Here is a 16,462-nt window from a genome sequence, read left to right on the forward strand (position 1 = left end):
CCAGTCCTCCCGGGAACCTCTCCGTCACACCGGCGCGGTGCGCCGCCACGGGCGGCACAGGGCCGCGAAGCACATGAGCGAGGCCAGCGCGCAGGTCAGCTGGACCACCGCCATCGGGACCGCCGTCGCCTCGCCCGCGATGCCGACCAGCGGTGAGGCGATCGCGCCGATCAGGAACGACGACGTACCGAGCAGCGCGGACGCCGAGCCGGCCGCGTGCGGGGTGCGCATCAGGGCCTGGGTGTTGGCGTTGGGCAGGGCGAGGCCCATCGACGACATCAGGACGAAGAGTCCGGCCGCGACCGGGACCAGGCCGGTCTCGCCGAAGACGCCCGTGGTCATCAGGAGCAGCGCGAGCGAGGCGAGCGCGATGAGGGACAGGCCCACGGCCAGGACCTTGTCCATGCTGACCCGGCCCACCAGCAGCTTGCCGTTGATCTGGCCGACGGCGATCAGACCGACCGAGTTGATGCCGAAGAGCAGGCTGAAGGTCTGCGGGGACGCGCCGAAGATCTCCTGGACCACGAAGGGCGAGGCGGCGATGTAGGCGAAGAGGGCGGCGAAGGCGAGACCGCCGGCCAGCAGGTAACCGGTGAAGACGCGGTCCGCGAGGAGGCCGCGCATCGTGCGCAGTGCCTCGCCCACGCCTCCCTGGTGGCGGCGGCCCGGCGGCAGTGTCTCGTGCAGCCACCTCCACACGACGAGGGTGAGGAGGACGCCGATGACGGTGAGGACGGCGAAGATGCCCCGCCAGTCCGTCAGGCGGAGCACCTGGCCGCCGACGACCGGCGCGACGACCGGCGCCACGCCGGAGATCAGCATCAGGGTGGAGAAGAAACGCGCCATCTCCACGCCGTCGTAGAGGTCACGGACCACCGCCCGGGCGATCACGATGCCCGCCGCCCCCGCGAGCCCCTGGAGGAGGCGGAAGGCGACGAGGAGTTCGGCGGAGGGCGCGAACGCGCAGATCGCGGTGGCCACGACGTACACGAGCATGCCGAGGAGGAGCGGCCCGCGGCGGCCGAACCGGTCGCTCATCGGGCCCACGACCAGCTGTCCGAGCGCCATGCCGGCCAGGCACGCGGTCAGGGTGAGCTGCACGGTCGCGGCGGGCGAGCCCAGGGATTCGGTGACCGCGGGCAGGGCGGGGAGGTACATGTCCATGGAGAGCGGCGGCAGGGCGGTGAGCCCGCCGAGCACCAGCGTGACCAGGAGACCCGTGCGACGGGCGGCGGTGGTGGCGACGGGGGCGGGGGCGGCAACGGGGGCGGGGACGGAGCCGGTTGCGGCCGCTGCCTCCGCCCCGGGTATGTGGCCTTGCGCGGACTGGCCGGTCTCCGGCATTCGCATCTCCATGTCGTTGAATACGGACCTATGCTCTCAGCTCGTCCGGAGTGGTCGACACCTTTTTCTGGGGGCCGGGTATGGGCGGAACGACCGTGCGGTGGGGCGTGCTGGCGACGGGCGGCATCGCGTCCTCGTTCACCGCGGACCTGCTGGAGATGCGGGACACGGAGAACGCCGAGGTGGTGGCGGTGGCATCCCGTACGACCGCCGGCGCGAAGGCGTTCGCCGAGCGGTTCGGGATACCGCGGGCGTACGGGAGCTGGGCGGAGCTCGCCGCGGACGAGGACGTCGATGTGGTGTACGTCGCAGGCCCGCACTCCGCGCACCGGGCGGCCGCCGGCCTGTGCCTGGAGGCGGGCCGGGCGGTGCTGTGCGAGAAGGCGTTCACGCTGAACTCCCGCGAGGCGGAGGAACTGGTCGCCGTGGCCCGCCGCCACGACCGCTTCCTGATGGAGGGGATGTGGATGTACTGCAACCCCGCCATCAGGCGGCTCGCGGAGCTGGTGAAGGACGGGGCGATCGGCGAAGTGCGCACCGTGCACGCCGACTTCGGGCTCGCGGGGCCGTTCGAGTCCGAGCACCGGCTGCGCGATCCGGCGCTGGGCGGCGGGGCGCTGCTGGACCTCGGCGTGTACCCGGTGTCGTTCGCGCATCTGCTGCTGGGCGAGCCCGACCGCGTACAGGCCGACGCGCTGCTGTCGCCGGAGGGCGTCGACCTGAACACCGGCATGCTGCTCGGGTGGGACGCGGGGGTGACGGCGCTGCTGTCCTGCTCCATCACCGCCGACACCCCCATCACGGCGGCCGTGACGGGGACGAAGGGCAGGATCGAGCTGGGACGCGGCTTCTTCCACCCCGACCGGTTCACGCTGCACCGGGACGGGGCGGAGCCGGAGGAGTTCACCGCCGGAATCGCCGGCCGTCACAGCCTCCAGTACGAAGCGGCCGAGGTGATGCGCTGTCTGCGCGCGGGCGAGAAGGAGTCGCCGCTGGTCCCGCTGGACGGCAGCCTCGCCGTGATGCGGACGCTCGACGCGGTGCGCGACCGCATCGGCGTCCGTTACCCGGGCGACGAGGACGAGCAGGGCCTAGGCGGGCTTCAGGCCCGGGTTCCCCGCCTCGGTGACGAGTGAGGCGGCGGTCGTGACCGGCGCGCCGGGCGTGGTGACCGCGGACACCGTCCGGAAGTCCGCGCGCGCCACGTCCTCGCCGAGCGTGAGCGTCGTGTAGCCGCGCCTGCCGTCGTAGAACTTCAGGTGCGCGTTGCCCCGCATCAGGCGGTCGTAGTTGGCGGGCCTCTCCGCGCCGTCCTTGCCGCTGGAGACCGACGTGGTGACGAACTCCGTGCCGACGGTGCGCGAGGCCGGGTCCTCGAAGTCCTTCTTCAGGTCGAAGGCGTACGCCACGTGGACGTCGCCCGTGAGCACCACGAGGTTGTCGACGCCGGCCGCCTCCGCGCCGGCGAGCACGCGCTTGCGGGAGGCCGGGTAGCCGTCCCACGCGTCCATGCTGACCTTCGGGTCGCCCGCGCTGCGCCGCCGGGCGAAGGTGACCTGCTGCGGCACGACGTTCCACAGCGCCCGCGAGTCGCGCCAGCCGTCGATGAGCCACCGCTCCTGCTCCGCGCCGGTCATGGTGCGCGACGGGTCCTCGGACTCGGGGCCCGGGAGCTGCCAGCCGTCGCCGTACGCCTGGTCGGAGCGGTACTGGCGGGTGTCGAGGATGTCGAACTGCGCGAGCCGCCCGAAGTGCAGCCGCCGGTAGAGCCGCATGTCGGCGCCGTCGGGCCGCTGCGGGGCGCGCAGCGGCTGGTTCTCCCAGTAGGCGCGGTACGCCGCCGCCCGGCGCAGCAGGAACTCCTCGGGCGGTACGCCGTTCTCGGGGGTGCCGCCCGCGTAGTTGTTCTCCGTCTCGTGGTCGTCCCAGGTGACGACGGAGGGGTGCGCGGCGTGCGCGGCCCTCAGGTCCGGGTCGGACTTGTAGAGGGCGTACCGCAGGCGGTAGTCCTCCAGCGTGACCGTCTCGTGGTTGAAGTGGGCGGGCACGCGGTGGTCGGCGTAGGCGCGGGCGCCTCCGGCGGCGTTCACGGCGTACTCGTAGAGGTAGTCGCCGAGGTGGAAGACGACGTCGAGGTCCTCCTCCGCGAGGTGCTTGTACGCGGTGAAGTACCCGTCGTGGTACGCCTGGCAGGAGACCGCGCCGAGCCGCAGCTCCCTGATCCGCGCGGAGCGGGCGGGCGCCGTGCGGGTGCGGCCGACCGGGCTGATCCAGTCGCCCGCGCGGAAGCGGTAGTAGTAGACGCGGTCGGGGTCGAGCCCGCCGGCCTCGACGCGGACGCTGTGGTGGAACTCGGGGTGCGCGGTGACGTGGCCGCGCCTGACGGTCCGCCGGAAGCCCGCGTCGCGGGCGAGTTCCCAGCGCACCTGGACGCGGGCGCGCGGCAGGCCGCTGTCCGGCTCGTACGGCCTGGGGGCGAGTCTCGTCCACAGCAGTACGGACGAGGGGAGCGGATCGCCGGACGCGACACCGAGGGTGAAGGGATCGTCCGTGATCTTCCGGGCGTCGAACTCCGCGGCGTGGGCGGTCCCCGGCAGGTTCGTCGCGAAGGCGAGCGCGGCGGCGGCCCCGGTGACGGTGAGGAACCGGCGGCGGCGGATGTGCCGTGCGGCGGCCCGTGTCTCCTGGTCATGGCCCGATGCGATGGTCATCTGCCCCTCCCCTGACGGCTGTTGTCAGAGGTATTGGAGTGGTACGGGGCGTCGTCACGCTTTCATGTACGTGTCACGTACGCTGCTGGGCCATGAACCCTCGGACGAAGATCGCCGTCGTGACCGGAGCGGGCTCGGGCATCGGCCGGGCCGTCGCACTCGCCCTGGCGGGGTCGGGCTGGTCGGTCGCGCTGGCGGGGCGGCGTACCGGGCCGCTGGAAGAGACCGCGCGGGAGGCGGGCGGCGAGACGTCGTGCGTACAGGCGGACGTGTCGCTTCCGGCCGACGTGGACGCGCTGTTCGCCGCCGTACGGAAGCGGTACGGGCGCCTCGACCTGCTCTTCAACAACGCGGGCACGTTCGGGCCGCGCGGTGTGCCGGTGGAGGACATCGCGTACGAGGAGTGGCGCTCGGTCGTCGACGTGAACGTCACCGGCTCGTTCCTGTGCGCGCAGGCGGCGTTCCGGCAGATGAAGGACCAGGACCCGCAGGGCGGCCGCATCATCAACAACGGCTCGATCTCGGCGCACGCGCCCCGGCCGCACTCCCTCGCGTACACGACCACCAAGCACGCCATGACGGGCCTGACCAAGTCCCTCTCCCTGGACGGGCGTCCGTACCGGATCGCGTGCGGCCAGATCGACATCGGCAACGCGGCGACGGACATGACGGAGCGGATGCAGGCGGGCATCCTCCAGGCGAACGGCGAGCTGATGGCGGAGCCGGTGATGGACGCGCGGGACGTGGCGCGCACGGTGCTGCACATGGCGGAGCTGCCGCTGGAGGCGAACGTGCAGTTCGCGACGGTGCTGGCGACGACGATGCCGTACATCGGGCGGGGCTGAGGGAACATCACGGCGGATACGGCGGTTGACCGCGGCATGAAGTCATTCACCCGCACCGACGTCCTGCGCTACACGGCCTTCTCGACCGATCCGGAGGGCGGCAATCCCGCGGGTGTCGTCCTGGACGCGGCCGGGCTCGACGACGCGACCATGCTCGCCGTGGCGGCCGAGGTCGGCTACAGCGAGACGGCGTTCCTCATGGAGGAGCTGGAGCCCGGACGCGCCTTCACCGTCCGGTACTTCAGCCCGCAGGCCGAGGTCGCGTTCTGCGGCCACGCCACCGTCGCGACGGCGATCGCGCTCGCCGAGCACCGGGGCCGCCCGGGGGACCTGGTCTTCGAGACGCCGGCCGGCACGGTCCCGGTGGAGGTGACCGCGTCCGCCGACGGCGCGTACCGCGCCACCCTCACCAGCGTCGAACCGCACGTGGCGGACGCGGCACAGAGCGATGTGACGGAGGCGCTGGCCGCGCTGGACTGGGCCGCCGCCGACCTCGACCCGGCCTTCCCGCCGCGCATCGCGTACGCCGGCAACCGCCACCTGGTCCTGGCGGCCGCGACCCGCGAGCGGCTGGCGCGGCTGTCGTACGACTTCGAGCGGCTGGCCGTGCTGATGCGCCGCCTGGACCTGACGACGGTGCAGCTGGTGTGGCGTGAGGACGCGACGACGTTCCACGTCCGTGACCCGTTCCCGGTGGGCGGCGTCGTGGAGGACCCGGCGACGGGGGCCGCGGCGGCGGCCTTCGGGGCGTACGCGCGGGAACTGGGCCTCGTGCCGCAGGAGTCGGTGCTCACCCTCCACCAGGGCGACGACATGGGGCGCCCCGGCGTCCTGACGGTGGAACTGCGCGCGGGCGACGGGCGGATCAGGGTCGGCGGCGCGGGCGCGCGCATCCCGGAGGGGGAAGAGGGAGACGGCCCGGACGCCTGAGCACCCGGCCGGTCCGTCGGCACCGAGGAGGATCGGGGAGGACCGTGGGCGCGCAAGCCCGTGTTCTCCTCATTCCGGCCCTTCCCCTTTCCCCTCTTCCCCCGTCCCTCCTTCCCCCCTCTCCCCTTTCCCTCTCGGCTCTTCCTCCCTCGGCCGCACGCCGCGTTCCGCGAAATCGACCACGAACTGCCGCAGACCGGTCAGCGCCTCGTCGTCCCGCCCCTGCGCGCCCAGTACCAGCGGGGCCAGCTGCGGCATCGCGATCGGCCAGGCGGCCAGCCCGACAAGGGTGATCAGGAGGCGCCCGGCCTCCTCCGTCGTGCGGCCCGTGGTCTCCGCCAGGGTCCCGACCGCGACCTCGTACCACTCGACGCGCCTCGGGTTCCGGTCCACCAGCGCGTCCCCGTAGTGCAGTGCCTCGAACATCAGCAGCCGCAGCAGCGCCGGGTCCCTGCGGTGGAAGTCGAAGACGCGGCCGACGTACTCGCCGACCGGCCCCTCGCCCGGCCGCACCTTGTCGGCGAGCTCCGTCATGGCGTCGACGAGCACCACGTTGAACAGCTTCTCCTTGTTGCCGAAGTAGCCGTAGATGCGCTCCTTGTTGACCCCGGCCTTCGCCGCGATCCGGTCCACCCGCGCTCCGGCGATGCCGTATGCGGCGAACTCCGCCCTGGCGGCCTCCAGGAGCAGCCGCTTCGTCCGTTCCGTGTCCCATGCCATGGGCTTCAGGGTATGCCAGTACCAACCAGATGGTTGGACACGATCACCGGGCCGTGCCAGTATCCAACCAAAGAGTTGGAAACGTCTTCAGCACCTCGGAGGGGCAAATCCATGTCCTCGTCACGCTCCACCCCGTTCGCCCCGTCGGTGCACGTCCGGGCCCTACTGACCTGGCTGGCCGTGTATCCGACGATCACCCTCGCCATGGTGGCGCTGCGGCCGTGGGTCAGCCCGCTGCCGCTCGCCGTACAGACACTCGTCCTGACGGCGATCGTGGTGCCGGTGGCCGCGTACGGGCTGCTGCCGCCGCTGATGCGGATGACCGCCGCACTGTCCCGGCGCGGCCGGGTGAGGAAGGAGCCGGGCCGCCGGATAAACTGACGACTCATCAGGGAAGATCGGGGTCAGACGGGCTTGAAGGCCCACTTCTGCCATTCGTGCTTCAGGCATCCACGGGTGTGCACGAGGTACGGACTCTCACTCCTGACGTCCAGACACTGCTTGGTCGCCCAGTTCTTCATGAAGCCCTCCGAGAAACGGGTCCATCTCTGATTCCACCCGCCGTCGCAGGGCTCGGTGCTCACCCTCCCGCTCTCGGCTCCGGCAAGGCACCAGTGAACCCCGGGCTGGACCCTCTCCTTGAAGTCGCTGCGGATACTGTCGCCGCTTCCCTGAATCCAGAGGGCGTGTTCCGCCGAACAGAAGTCGACCCCGGGATGCAGAGGGGCGTTGACCTGGTCGAATCCCGACTCGGCCAACAGACAGCCCTGGGTCCGATAGTTCTGGATCTTGAATTTCACCCCCTCGGGGAAGTCGGCGGCGGCGCTCGCGGCTGACGGTGCCGGCGCCGCGACAACAGGTGCGGACGCCCCCGCCGGCAAGGCGAACACACCCGCCACTCCCCTCAGTACACGCTTGGCCGGTGCACTGCTCGACATCTCCGTGTCTCCTTCTTGCCGGTGGTTCTTGTGGGCGGCTGAATTCCTGCCAAGTCGCACACCCCTGAAAGCCCAGGCATGCCCTGCCGGCACGGCCGCACTCGGGCCCGGACCCGAGCCGGCCCCCGCTGTCGAGGCGGAGGTGACGGAAGTCGACCCCACTGCGTAACGGATCTCCCCGGATTCTCCCCAGCGCTCCATCCGATCGCAGGGTGGAGCGCCGCTTCGCAGGTCAGGGGCCTAGCGGGCAGACGAGTCGGGCTGTACGCCGGGGAGAGTCACCACACCGATATGACCTGCGCGAACATGCGGGGAGGGCGCTTCCCCTGGCTACTTTGATGGCTGCGCAAGGAGACGTCCCCCTCGAATTCGCCAGTTCACGGCACCGATGGCCGTGAGGACATGGTCTGCGTCGTACGAGATCAGGCCTGCCAGGACAATGCTCGCAGTCGCCCGGTGCCCGCGAATGCGCGATGCCGGAGCAACCGTCGAAGGCGCCGGCCCTGCGTTCGATCAGCAGGGTCGTCAGGTCGCCGCCCAGTAACACGCTCGACGTAATGACACCCTGTGGGTATCATTACGTCATGCTGTACAAAACGCCTCGACTCTCCACCACGGACCACCACGTCCTGGCCGAAGTCGCCGACATGCGTCGCGCCCTGCGTCACGCCGTGCAGCAAGCCCCGACCAAGTGGACCCTCGATCTGCGCCGCCATCTGACCGCTTCGGCCATCGCCGCGTCCAACACCATCGAGGGCTACAAAGTCGATGCCCGCGATGTCGCCGACCTCATGGACGACGCGCAGGAGAAGGTGGACATCACCGAGGCGAATCGTGCAGAGACTGTCGCCTATCAGCAGGCCATGACCTACCTTCAGTCACTTCACGATGCCCCCGATTTCGAGTACAGCAAGGGCCTGCTCAACGCGCTGCACTGGATGCTGCAGGGCCACCACCACCCTCGCAGGCTTGCCGGGCAGTGGCGGCGGGGCCCGGTCTTCATCACCGCCGTCGGCGACCCCCACGCCATAGAGTACGAGGGCCCTCACGAAGACGATGTGGCCGCCCTGATGGGTGAGTTGGTCGACTGGCTCAACACGGGTGACATCGACTCCGACCCACTCGTCCGCGCCGCGATGGCCCATTTCAATCTCGTCAAGATCCACCCGTGGGCCGATGGCAACGGCCGTATGTCCCGCTCCTTGCAAACCCTCCTGATCGCCCGAGAAGGCGCCCTCGCCCCCGAGTTCTCCTCCATCGAGGCTTGGCTGGGTATGCCCGGTCACACCTGGGACTACTACAAGGTGCTACGCGAGGTCGGCGGCCCCGTCTACAGCCCGACGCGGGACGCCACCCCGTGGGTGCGGTTCAACCTGCGCGCCTATCACGAGCAGACCCAGAGTGTCCAACACCGCGTGGACCGTTCCAACACGTGCTGGATCCAGCTCGATGAGCAACGCGAGATGCTCGGCGTCACCGAACGCCAGATCACCGCCCTGCACGAAGTCGCCATGACCGGCCGGGTACGCCGCTTCCGCTACGAAAAAGCGGAAGGGATCAGTGAACAACAAGCCCAGCGCGATATGCAGCACCTGATGCGCAGGGACTTGCTGACCCCGGTCGGCAACACCAAGGGCCGCTACTACGTGCCCGGCTCCCGCTACCCACAGAACGTCCTGGCCACAGCCGCCGCCCGCCACACGATCCGCAACCCCTACGAGAGCATCGACTGACGGAGCCGGCTGCGGAGTCGATGCGATCGTCCACCCCTGCCGCCCGGCGAGGTCGGACAGCCGCACGACCTCTTTCCTTCCTCGGGTACCCGGGCAGGCTCGGGGAGAGCCGGCCCGACACTCGTTCCGGGGCACGCCTCACTACCGGTTCCATGGCTGCTTTCATGGCTACGTCAGGGGGTGCGAGGTCCGGTGTGAGCCGGTACGAACCGGGCTGAGCTGAGCCTTCGCATGCACGAAAAACCTCTGCCCTACGTTTTCGCTGGTCAGAGGGGGTAGGTGGCAGACGAGTCGGGCTGTACGCCGGGTTCTGTGCCCCGGGACCTCGCGGTCGTCGGGGCGACGGCCATCCATCTAGGACCGGCGTTGCCGCCGGCCTCGTGCGGTCTACCCGCGGACTCGGGCGGGCAGCCCTCGATCGTCCGCGCAGGGCCGTCTCGCGACGGCCCCTCTTGACCTTGCTCCAGGTGGGGTTTACCTAGCCGCCTGAGTCACCTCAGACGCTGGTGGTCTCTTACACCACCGTTTCACCCTTACCGAGGACCGAGGTCCCCGGCGGTCTGTTTTCTGTGGCACTGTCCCGCGGGTCACCCCGGGTGGCCGTTAGCCACCACCTTGCCCTGTGGAGCCCGGACGTTCCTCGGGGAGATCCGGAGATCCCCACGCGGCCGTCCGCCCGGCTCGTCTGCCGTGCCGACCATGCTACCCGCCAGGCCGGCCGGGTTGACCCTGCCGCAGCGTCAGGGTTTCTACTGACCCCATGCGGATCGGAGAGATCGCCGCCCTCGCCGGGGTCACCCCCCGTGCCGTGCGGCACTACCACCACCAGGGCCTGCTGCCCGAGCCCCCGCGGCTGGCCAACGGCTATCGCGTGTACGGGGTGCGGCACGCCGTCCTCCTGGCCCGGATCAGGCGGCTGACCGAGCTGGGGCTCGGCCTGGACGAGGTGCGGGACGTCCTCGCCGACGACGCGGGGACCGAACTCGCCGTCGTACTGCGCGAACTGGACGCGGACCTCGCCCGCCAGGAGGCGGACGTCCGGCGGCGGCGGGCGCGGCTGGGCGAGCTGCTGGCGCAGGCCGAGGCCGGGACGCTGCCCGCCGAGGGCCCCGTACCGCCCGCGCTGGCCGAGCTGCTGGGCGGGCTGCCGGTCACCGATTCGCCGTCGGCGGCGAAGGACCGGGACCATCTGACCCTGCTGGCCGGTGACGGCAAGGGCGATCAGCTGCTGGAAGCGCTCGCGCCGATGACCCGGGACCCGGGTGTGGTGGCGTTGTACGAGCGGCTCGACGCGCTGGCCGACGCCGCCCGCGACGACCCCCGGATCGGGCCGCTCGCCGACGAGCTCGCGGCCGCCGTGCCGGACGCCGCGATCGCGGCCGTCCCGGCCGAAGGGCCCGTCGTCGCGGCCGGCGCGTACGGGGAAGCCGTGCTCGCGGACTTCGCCCCTGCCCAGGCCGCCGTCGTACGCCGGGTGATGGAGCTGCTCACGTACAGGATGGAACGGTGACAGGGTGACGGGGCGGACTGCGGGGATCTTCGTCATGGGGGCCGAGCTCGCACTGGTCACGTGCCTGCTGGCCGGGGTCGACGTGCCGTCCTCGGTGGTCGCCGCCGCCGAGGCACTGGTGCTCGCGGCGCTGGTGTGGCAGGTGCTGCGTGTGCGGCGGCTGTACGCCGGCGGGGGCTGGGCGGCGGTGCGCGCCGCCGCTCCGGTGCGGACGCTGCGGCTCGTGGAGCACGAGGTGCGGGCGCTGCACAGCCTCGCGCTCTGGCTCGCGAGGCGGCGGCACGGGGTCGGGCCCGGGGCGTACGCGGCGCCGTACACCGGGCCGCAGACCGCGATGCTCTGCGGCCTGCTCTTCGTCGCCGTCGTCGAGACGGTGATGCCGGCGCTGCTCATCCCGTGGCCGGCGGTGCACGCGGTCGTGCTGTTCCTGGACGTGTACACGGTGATCCAGGTCCTCGGGCTGCACGCCGCCTGCGTGACCCGGCCGCACGTCGTCGGCGCGGACGGGTCGCTGCGGATCCGGTACGGCGGCTTCTACGACGTACGCGTGCCGGCCGCCTCGGTCCGGTCCGTACGTGTCGAACGGCGCTACTCCGGCACCAAGGAGGACGGCGTCCTCGGCCTCCGCGTGGGCGGGCAGACGACCGTCACCCTGGAGCTGTCCGTGCCGGTCGCCTACCTGCGGCCGCTCGGGGAGCGGGCCGAGACGCGGACCGTGCGCCTGCACGCCGACGACCCGCGCGCGTTCGTCGACGCCGTCACGCGGGCGTCGGACAGCTCGCCCGCGTGACCCGCGCAACGGCCGGCGGGACGGGGCGGCGGGGCCGGCGGGTCGGGGCGGCCCGGCGGGATCCGCTTACCCTGGCGTTTTGCCGTGTGCGTACGCGCGTCGTCGTCATCGAGGAGTTCCGCTGTGCTCGTGCTCTTGCCCCCGTCCGAAGGAAAGGCCGCCAGTGGCTCCGGCGCGCCCCTGAAGCCGGAGTCCCTGTCACTGCCGGAGCTGGCCGGGGCGCGGGCCGCGGTGCTGGACGAGCTGGTGGAGCTGTGCGCCGCCGACGAGGAGAAGGCGCGCGCGGTCCTCGGCCTGAGCGAGGGGCTGCGCGGCGAGATCGCCAAGAACGTGGAGCTGCGGACCGCCGGGGCGCGGCCGGCCGGGGAGGTCTACACCGGCGTGCTGTACGACGCGCTGGACCTGGCCACCCTGGACGCGGCCGCGCGGGAGCGGGCCCGGGAGTCGCTGCTGGTGTTCTCGGGGCTGTGGGGCGCGGTGGGGATCGGCGACCGGATCCCCTCCTACCGGTGTTCCATGGGCGTCAGGCTGCCGGGGCTGGGAGCACTGGGGGCGTACTGGCGGGGGCCGATGGCCGCGGCGATGCCGGTGGCCGCGGGCGACGGGCTGGTGCTGGACCTGCGGTCGTCGGCGTACGCGGCGGCCTGGAAGCCGAAGGGGGACGTGGCCGGGCGGACGGCGACCGTGCGGGTGCTGCACGCGCAGACCGACGCGAACGGGGTCGAGAAGCGGTCCGTCGTGAGCCACTTCAACAAGGCGACGAAGGGGCGGATCGTACGGGACCTGCTCGCGTCGGGGGCGAACCCGGCCGGGCCCGCGGAGCTGGTCTCGGCGCTGCGGGATCTGGGACACGTGGTGGAGGCCACGGCTCCGGAGAAGGCCGGGAAGGCGTGGGCGCTGGACGTGGTGGTGAGGCAGATCCACTGAGCGTTGCATGCTTCGCAACGCGCGTTGCGCACTGCGTCTGCCGACGGCAGGATGACGGCATGACTTCCGTACTGGACCTTGCGCCCGTCGTCCCTGTCGTCGTCCTGGAGGACGCCGCCGACGCGGTGCCGCTCGCGCGCGCGCTGGTCGCGGGCGGGCTGCCGGCGATCGAGGTGACGCTGCGGACCCCCGCCGCGCTCGACTGCGTCCGGGCCATCGCCGCGGAGGTGCCGGACGCGGTGGTCGGGGCCGGCACGGTGATCTCCCCGGCGGGCGTGAACGACGCGGTCACGGCCGGGGCGCGGTTCCTGGTGAGCCCGGGGTGGACGGACGCGCTGCTGGACGCGATGGCGGCGTCCGGGATTCCGTTCCTGCCGGGGGTCTCGACGGCCTCGGAGGTCGTGGCGCTGCTGGAGCGCGGCGTGAGCGGGATGAAGTTCTTCCCGGCGGAGGCGGCGGGCGGCACGGCCTACCTGAAGTCCCTGGGGGCGCCGCTGCCCCAGGCCCGCTTCTGCCCCACGGGCGGCATCACGTCGGCCTCGGCGCCGTCGTATCTGGCGCTGGGGAACGTGGGGTGCGTGGGCGGCACCTGGATGCTCCCGGCGGATGCGCTGGCCGCGAAGGACTGGGGGCGGGTGGAGGCGCTGGCCCGGGAGGCGGCGGGGCTGCGCCGCTGAGGCGGTCGCCGGGCGCGGGGGCGTACCGCCGCCCCGGGGCCGGCCGGGGGCGGGCCGCTCCGGGGACGGCATCCGGGACCGCGAGACCCACCCGCCCCGGACGGTCCCCCCGCCTCCCGCTCAGCGCAGGTGCGACGTGTCGTTCAGCAGGCGCAGCGACGCGTTGCCGTCCGCGTAGTACGCCACCGCCGACAGCGACGCCGCCGAGAGTTCCATCCGGAACAGGGACTCGGGCGGGGCGCCCAGGGCCAGGCGTACGAGCGTCTTGACCGGGGTCACGTGGGTGACGACCAGGACCGTGCGGCCCGCGTGACGGGCGATCAGCTTGTCGCGCGTCGTCGAGACCCGCCGCGCCACCGTCGCGAAGCTCTCGCCGCCGCCCGTCGGCGCCGCCTTCGGGGAGGCCAGCCAGGCGTCCAGGTCCGCGGGGTGGCGCTCGCGGACCTCGCCGAACGTCAGGCCCTCCCACGCCCCGAAGTCCGTCTCGCGCAGGCCCTCCTCGACGCGTACGTCCAGGCCGAGCCGCGCCGCCACCGCGTCCGCCGTCTCGCGGCAGCGCCGCAGCGGGGAGCTGACGATCTCCTGGACGGTGCCGCGCGCGGCCAGGGAAGCGGCGACCGCCTCGGCCTGGCGGCGGCCGACCGCCGACAGCTCGGGGTCGCAGCCGCCGCTCCCGGAGAACCGCTTCTCGGGGGTGAGCGCGGTCTCGCCGTGGCGCAGCAGGACGAAGGTCGTGGGCGTACCCACGTCGGCGGAGGTGCCCCAGCCCACGGTGGCCACGGTGGGTGCGGGCTCGGGCTCCGAGGCGCTCGGCAGCGTCAGCGGCTCGGGCACCGCCGCTCCACGCCCCAGCGCGGCCCGCGCCTTCGCCGCGCCCGCCGCCGCGTCGCCGACCACACGGGGAGGGGCGGAGGCACGGGAGGCGAGGTCGGCCGTGGAGGCCGACGGCTCCCACTTCTTGCCCTTCTTGCCCGCGTCCATCGCCTCGTTGGCGAGCCGGTCGGCGTGCTTGTTCTTCTCCCGGGGGATCCACTCGTAGGTGACCCGGACCCGCGGGAAGACGGTCGCGGCCTCGGCCGCGAGCGGCTTCATGTCCGGGTGCTTGATCTTCCAGCGGCCGGACATCTGCTCGACGACGAGCTTGGAGTCCATGCGGACGTGGACGGTCGCGTCCGGTGCGAGCGCGTGCGCGGCGCGGAGCCCGGCGATCAGGCCCTTGTACTCCGCGACGTTGTTCGTGGCGACGCCGATGTACTCGGCGGCCTCGGCGAGCGTCTCCCCCGTCTGCGGGTCGAGGACGACCGCGCCGTAGCCGGCGGGACCCGGGTTGCCCCGGGAGCCGCCGTCGGCCTCGATGACGAGGCTGCGTCCCACGGCTACAGGCCGGACTCGGACGTACGGACAAGGATGCGGCGGCAGTTCTCGCACCGCACGACCGCGTCGGGGGCGGCGGCCCGCACCTCGTTGACCTCGGTGATGTTGAGCTCCAGCCGGCAGCCCTCGCAGCGGCGCTGGTAGAGGCGGGCCGCGCCGACGCCGCCGGACTGGACGCGGAGCTTCTCGTACAGCTTGAGGAGGTCGGCGGGGATGGTGGCCGAGGCGACCTCGCGCTGCTTGGTGACCGTGGCCACCTCGCTGTCGATCTGCTCGAACGCGGCGTCGCGGCGCGCGGTCGCGTCGTCGGCCTTGGCCTGGACGGAGGCGACGCGGCCGGACAGTTCGGCGACACGTTCCTGCAGCGACTCGCGGCGCTCCATGACTTCGAGGACGACGTCCTCCAGATCGCCCTGGCGCTTGGCGAGCGAGACGAGCTCGCGCTGGAGGTTCTCCAGGTCCTTGGGGGACGAGACGGCGCCGGAGTCGAGGCGCTGCTGGTCGCGCACGGCGCGCTGGCGGACCTGGTCGACGTCCTGCTCGGCCTTGGTCTGCTCGCGGGTGGTGTCGCTCTCCTCGGTCTGCGCGGCGACCAGCAGGTCGCGAAGTTGCGCGAGGTCCTTGGTGAGCGATTCGAGTTCGGCGTGCTCGGGGAGGGAGTTGCGCCGGTGGGCGAGCTGGGACAGGCGCAGGTCGAGGGCCTGTACGTCGAGGAGACGGATCTGGTCGGCGGGCGCGGCGTTCAGTTGGGGGCTCCAGAAGGATCAAAAGGGGCGCGCGAGGCGCTCGTCGGAAGGGCGGTCGTGGGGGTGTGGTGGGAGGTCCAGGGGTCGGTGAGGGTCTTCGAGACGTGGACGCGCAGGTCCCACCCGCGGCGGTCGGAGATCTCGTCCAGCTGAGCGGCGGCCTGCTCGCACCAGGGCCATTCGGTGGCCCAGTGCGCGGCGTCGATCAGCGCGAGGGGGGTCTGTTCGCGGGCCTCGGACGCCGGGTGGTGGCGCAGGTCCGCCGTGACGAAGGCGTCGACGCCGGCGGCCCGTACGTCGGCGAAGAGGCTGTCGCCGGAGCCGCCGCTGACGGCGACGGTGCTGATGAGCGCGTCCGGGTCGCCGGCGACGCGGACGCCCTGCGCGGTGGCGGGCAGCCGGGCGGCGACGCGGGCCGCGAAGTGGCCCAGGGTGGCCGGCGGGTCGAGTGCGCAGACACGGCCGAGACCCCGGCGGCCGGACGGGTCGGTGGGGTCGGGGACGAGGGGGCCGGTGACCCGCAGGTCCAGCGCTCCCGCGAGGGCGTCGGAGACGCCGGGGTCGGCGCTGTCGGCGTTGGTGTGGGCGACGTGCAGCGCGATGTCGTTCTTGATCAGGGTGTGCACGGCACGGCCCTTGAAGGTGGACGCCGCGACCGTCGTCGTACCGCGCAGGTAGAGCGGGTGGTGGGTGACGAGGAGGTCCGCGCCGAGCCGTACGGCTTCGTCGACGGTCGCCTGCACCGGGTCGACGGCGAACAGGACCCGGGCCACCTCGGCGTCGGGATCGCCGCAGACCGTGCCGACCGCGTCCCAGCTCTCGGCCCGCTCCGGGGGCCAGAGGGCGTCGAGCGCGGCGATGACTTCAGACAGACGGGGCACGCAGACAGGTTACCTGCGCCGGGTGCCCCGCCCACCATGGCGTAGGCGGCCCGCCCGGGCCGGTCCTTCACGTGGTCACGTACGTGCGGAGGCCGTCGAGGACCCGGCGTCTTCGCGGGTGGTGCCGATGAGGGAGCTCTTCGCGTACCGGCGGATCCTGCCGGGGAGGCGGCGGACCAACGAGAGGGCGGGCTGCCTGGCGCCGATGCCGGTACCGGGCCGCTGCGCCTTCTTGTCGCGCCGCTCTTCTCCTCGCTCGTGGCCGCGGTGTCACTGCCGCTGCATGCCGCGAGGGAGAGTGCCGCGGCCACGGCGAGGGAGACCGCGGCGGTATCG

Annotated in this window: 16 protein-coding genes and 1 other RNA gene; 9 read left to right on the forward strand and 8 right to left on the reverse strand. The window is 72.3% G+C overall.

Annotation, left to right across the window (positions count from 1 at the left end):
• Positions 1-24: 24 nt before the first annotated feature.
• Positions 25-1,344, reverse strand: a complete 1,320-nt coding sequence (locus tag ACWDZ4_RS28190) for a multidrug effflux MFS transporter (protein WP_451511199.1) — start codon at positions 1,342-1,344, stop codon at positions 25-27.
• An 80-nt stretch (positions 1,345-1,424) separates the two neighbouring features.
• On the opposite strand from ACWDZ4_RS28190, the gene ACWDZ4_RS28195 reads away from it, so the two are divergent.
• Positions 1,425-2,480 carry a Gfo/Idh/MocA family protein gene (locus tag ACWDZ4_RS28195; protein ID WP_451511200.1) on the forward strand — a complete coding sequence of 352 codons (1,056 nt, stop codon included), beginning with the start codon at positions 1,425-1,427 and terminating at the stop codon, positions 2,478-2,480.
• Here the strand turns inward: ACWDZ4_RS28195 and ACWDZ4_RS28200 are convergent.
• Positions 2,436-4,055, reverse strand: a complete 1,620-nt coding sequence (locus ACWDZ4_RS28200; RefSeq protein ID WP_451511201.1) for an alkaline phosphatase D family protein — start codon at positions 4,053-4,055, stop codon at positions 2,436-2,438. The two genes, ACWDZ4_RS28195 and ACWDZ4_RS28200, sit on opposite strands and share 45 nt — an antisense overlap.
• Before the next feature lie 92 nt (positions 4,056-4,147).
• Between ACWDZ4_RS28200 and ACWDZ4_RS28205 the strand changes: the two genes are divergently transcribed.
• Positions 4,148-4,900, forward strand: coding sequence for an SDR family oxidoreductase (locus tag ACWDZ4_RS28205; RefSeq protein ID WP_451511202.1), 753 nt, complete (start codon positions 4,148-4,150; stop codon positions 4,898-4,900).
• 36 nt (positions 4,901-4,936) lie between these two features.
• A complete protein-coding gene (locus tag ACWDZ4_RS28210) occupies positions 4,937-5,830 on the forward strand; it encodes a PhzF family phenazine biosynthesis protein (RefSeq protein ID WP_451511203.1) in 894 nt (297 codons plus the stop codon).
• A 69-nt stretch (positions 5,831-5,899) separates the two neighbouring features.
• On the opposite strand, the gene ACWDZ4_RS28215 is transcribed toward ACWDZ4_RS28210, so the two are convergent.
• Positions 5,900-6,550 carry a TetR/AcrR family transcriptional regulator gene (locus ACWDZ4_RS28215; protein ID WP_451511204.1) on the reverse strand — a complete coding sequence of 217 codons (651 nt, stop codon included), beginning with the start codon at positions 6,548-6,550 and terminating at the stop codon, positions 5,900-5,902.
• Positions 6,551-6,661: 111 nt separating this feature from the next.
• On the opposite strand from ACWDZ4_RS28215, the gene ACWDZ4_RS28220 reads away from it, so the two are divergent.
• Entirely contained in the window at positions 6,662-6,931 is a 270-nt protein-coding gene (locus ACWDZ4_RS28220) for a hypothetical protein (RefSeq protein WP_451511205.1), read from the forward strand.
• A gap of 23 nt (positions 6,932-6,954) precedes the next feature.
• Here the strand turns inward: ACWDZ4_RS28220 and ACWDZ4_RS28225 are convergent, their stop codons facing one another.
• Positions 6,955-7,488 carry a ricin-type beta-trefoil lectin domain protein gene (locus ACWDZ4_RS28225; protein ID WP_451511206.1) on the reverse strand — a complete coding sequence of 178 codons (534 nt, stop codon included), beginning with the start codon at positions 7,486-7,488 and terminating at the stop codon, positions 6,955-6,957.
• A gap of 584 nt (positions 7,489-8,072) precedes the next feature.
• Here ACWDZ4_RS28225 and ACWDZ4_RS28230 point away from each other — a divergent pair.
• On the forward strand, positions 8,073-9,221 hold the full coding sequence (locus ACWDZ4_RS28230; RefSeq protein ID WP_451511207.1) for a Fic family protein: 1,149 nt from the start codon (positions 8,073-8,075) through the stop codon (positions 9,219-9,221).
• Positions 9,222-9,504: 283 nt separating this feature from the next.
• Here ACWDZ4_RS28230 and rnpB read toward each other — a convergent pair.
• Positions 9,505-9,905: RNase P RNA component class A (rnpB, locus tag ACWDZ4_RS28235), an RNA gene on the reverse strand.
• Positions 9,906-9,981: 76 nt separating this feature from the next.
• Between rnpB and ACWDZ4_RS28240 the strand changes: the two genes are divergently transcribed.
• The 4 genes from ACWDZ4_RS28240 (at position 9,982) to eda (ending at position 13,125) form a co-directional block, all read left to right on the forward strand.
• Positions 9,982-10,731 carry a MerR family transcriptional regulator gene (locus tag ACWDZ4_RS28240; RefSeq protein ID WP_451511208.1) on the forward strand — a complete coding sequence of 250 codons (750 nt, stop codon included), beginning with the start codon at positions 9,982-9,984 and terminating at the stop codon, positions 10,729-10,731.
• A gap of 4 nt (positions 10,732-10,735) precedes the next feature.
• A complete protein-coding gene (locus ACWDZ4_RS28245) occupies positions 10,736-11,521 on the forward strand; it encodes a hypothetical protein (RefSeq protein ID WP_451511209.1) in 786 nt (261 codons plus the stop codon).
• A gap of 123 nt (positions 11,522-11,644) precedes the next feature.
• Positions 11,645-12,448 (forward strand): peroxide stress protein YaaA, encoded by an 804-nt coding sequence (yaaA, locus tag ACWDZ4_RS28250; protein WP_451511210.1) that lies wholly within the window; start codon positions 11,645-11,647, stop codon positions 12,446-12,448.
• A 59-nt stretch (positions 12,449-12,507) separates the two neighbouring features.
• Complete coding sequence (gene eda / locus ACWDZ4_RS28255) at positions 12,508-13,125, forward strand: bifunctional 4-hydroxy-2-oxoglutarate aldolase/2-dehydro-3-deoxy-phosphogluconate aldolase (RefSeq protein ID WP_451511211.1); 618 nt, start codon at positions 12,508-12,510, stop codon at positions 13,123-13,125.
• Between the two features lie 120 nt (positions 13,126-13,245).
• Here the strand turns inward: eda and ACWDZ4_RS28260 are convergent, their stop codons facing one another.
• Genes ACWDZ4_RS28260 through ACWDZ4_RS28270 form a run of 3 tightly spaced genes read right to left on the reverse strand, consistent with a single transcriptional unit; the run spans position 13,246 to position 16,126 of the window.
• Positions 13,246-14,499 (reverse strand): bifunctional RNase H/acid phosphatase, encoded by a 1,254-nt coding sequence (locus ACWDZ4_RS28260; RefSeq protein ID WP_451511212.1) that lies wholly within the window; start codon positions 14,497-14,499, stop codon positions 13,246-13,248.
• Between the two features lie 2 nt (positions 14,500-14,501).
• On the reverse strand, positions 14,502-15,245 hold the full coding sequence (locus tag ACWDZ4_RS28265) for a zinc ribbon domain-containing protein (protein WP_451511225.1): 744 nt from the start codon (positions 15,243-15,245) through the stop codon (positions 14,502-14,504).
• Positions 15,242-16,126, reverse strand: a complete 885-nt coding sequence (locus ACWDZ4_RS28270) for a Nif3-like dinuclear metal center hexameric protein (RefSeq protein ID WP_451511213.1) — start codon at positions 16,124-16,126, stop codon at positions 15,242-15,244. Before ACWDZ4_RS28270 ends, ACWDZ4_RS28265 begins: the two co-directional genes overlap by 4 nt.
• Positions 16,127-16,462: the final 336 nt, after the last annotated feature.

Source organism: Streptomyces sp. NPDC003016 (genome assembly GCF_053591455.1).

Coding starts and splice junctions, on each gene's coding strand:
- ACWDZ4_RS28195 (WP_451511200.1), top strand. CDS start 1,425: ATGGGCGGAACGACCGTGCGGTGGGGCGTGCTGGCGACGGGCGGCATC.
- ACWDZ4_RS28220 (WP_451511205.1), top strand. CDS start 6,662: ATGTCCTCGTCACGCTCCACCCCGTTCGCCCCGTCGGTGCACGTCCGG.
- ACWDZ4_RS28225 (WP_451511206.1), bottom strand. CDS start 7,488: ATGTCGAGCAGTGCACCGGCCAAGCGTGTACTGAGGGGAGTGGCGGGT.
- ACWDZ4_RS28210 (WP_451511203.1), top strand. CDS start 4,937: ATGAAGTCATTCACCCGCACCGACGTCCTGCGCTACACGGCCTTCTCG.
- ACWDZ4_RS28240 (WP_451511208.1), top strand. CDS start 9,982: ATGCGGATCGGAGAGATCGCCGCCCTCGCCGGGGTCACCCCCCGTGCC.
- ACWDZ4_RS28190 (WP_451511199.1), bottom strand. CDS start 1,344: ATGCCGGAGACCGGCCAGTCCGCGCAAGGCCACATACCCGGGGCGGAG.
- ACWDZ4_RS28205 (WP_451511202.1), top strand. CDS start 4,148: ATGAACCCTCGGACGAAGATCGCCGTCGTGACCGGAGCGGGCTCGGGC.
- eda (WP_451511211.1), top strand. CDS start 12,508: ATGACTTCCGTACTGGACCTTGCGCCCGTCGTCCCTGTCGTCGTCCTG.
- ACWDZ4_RS28230 (WP_451511207.1), top strand. CDS start 8,073: ATGCTGTACAAAACGCCTCGACTCTCCACCACGGACCACCACGTCCTG.
- ACWDZ4_RS28215 (WP_451511204.1), bottom strand. CDS start 6,550: ATGGCATGGGACACGGAACGGACGAAGCGGCTGCTCCTGGAGGCCGCC.
- ACWDZ4_RS28200 (WP_451511201.1), bottom strand. CDS start 4,055: ATGACCATCGCATCGGGCCATGACCAGGAGACACGGGCCGCCGCACGG.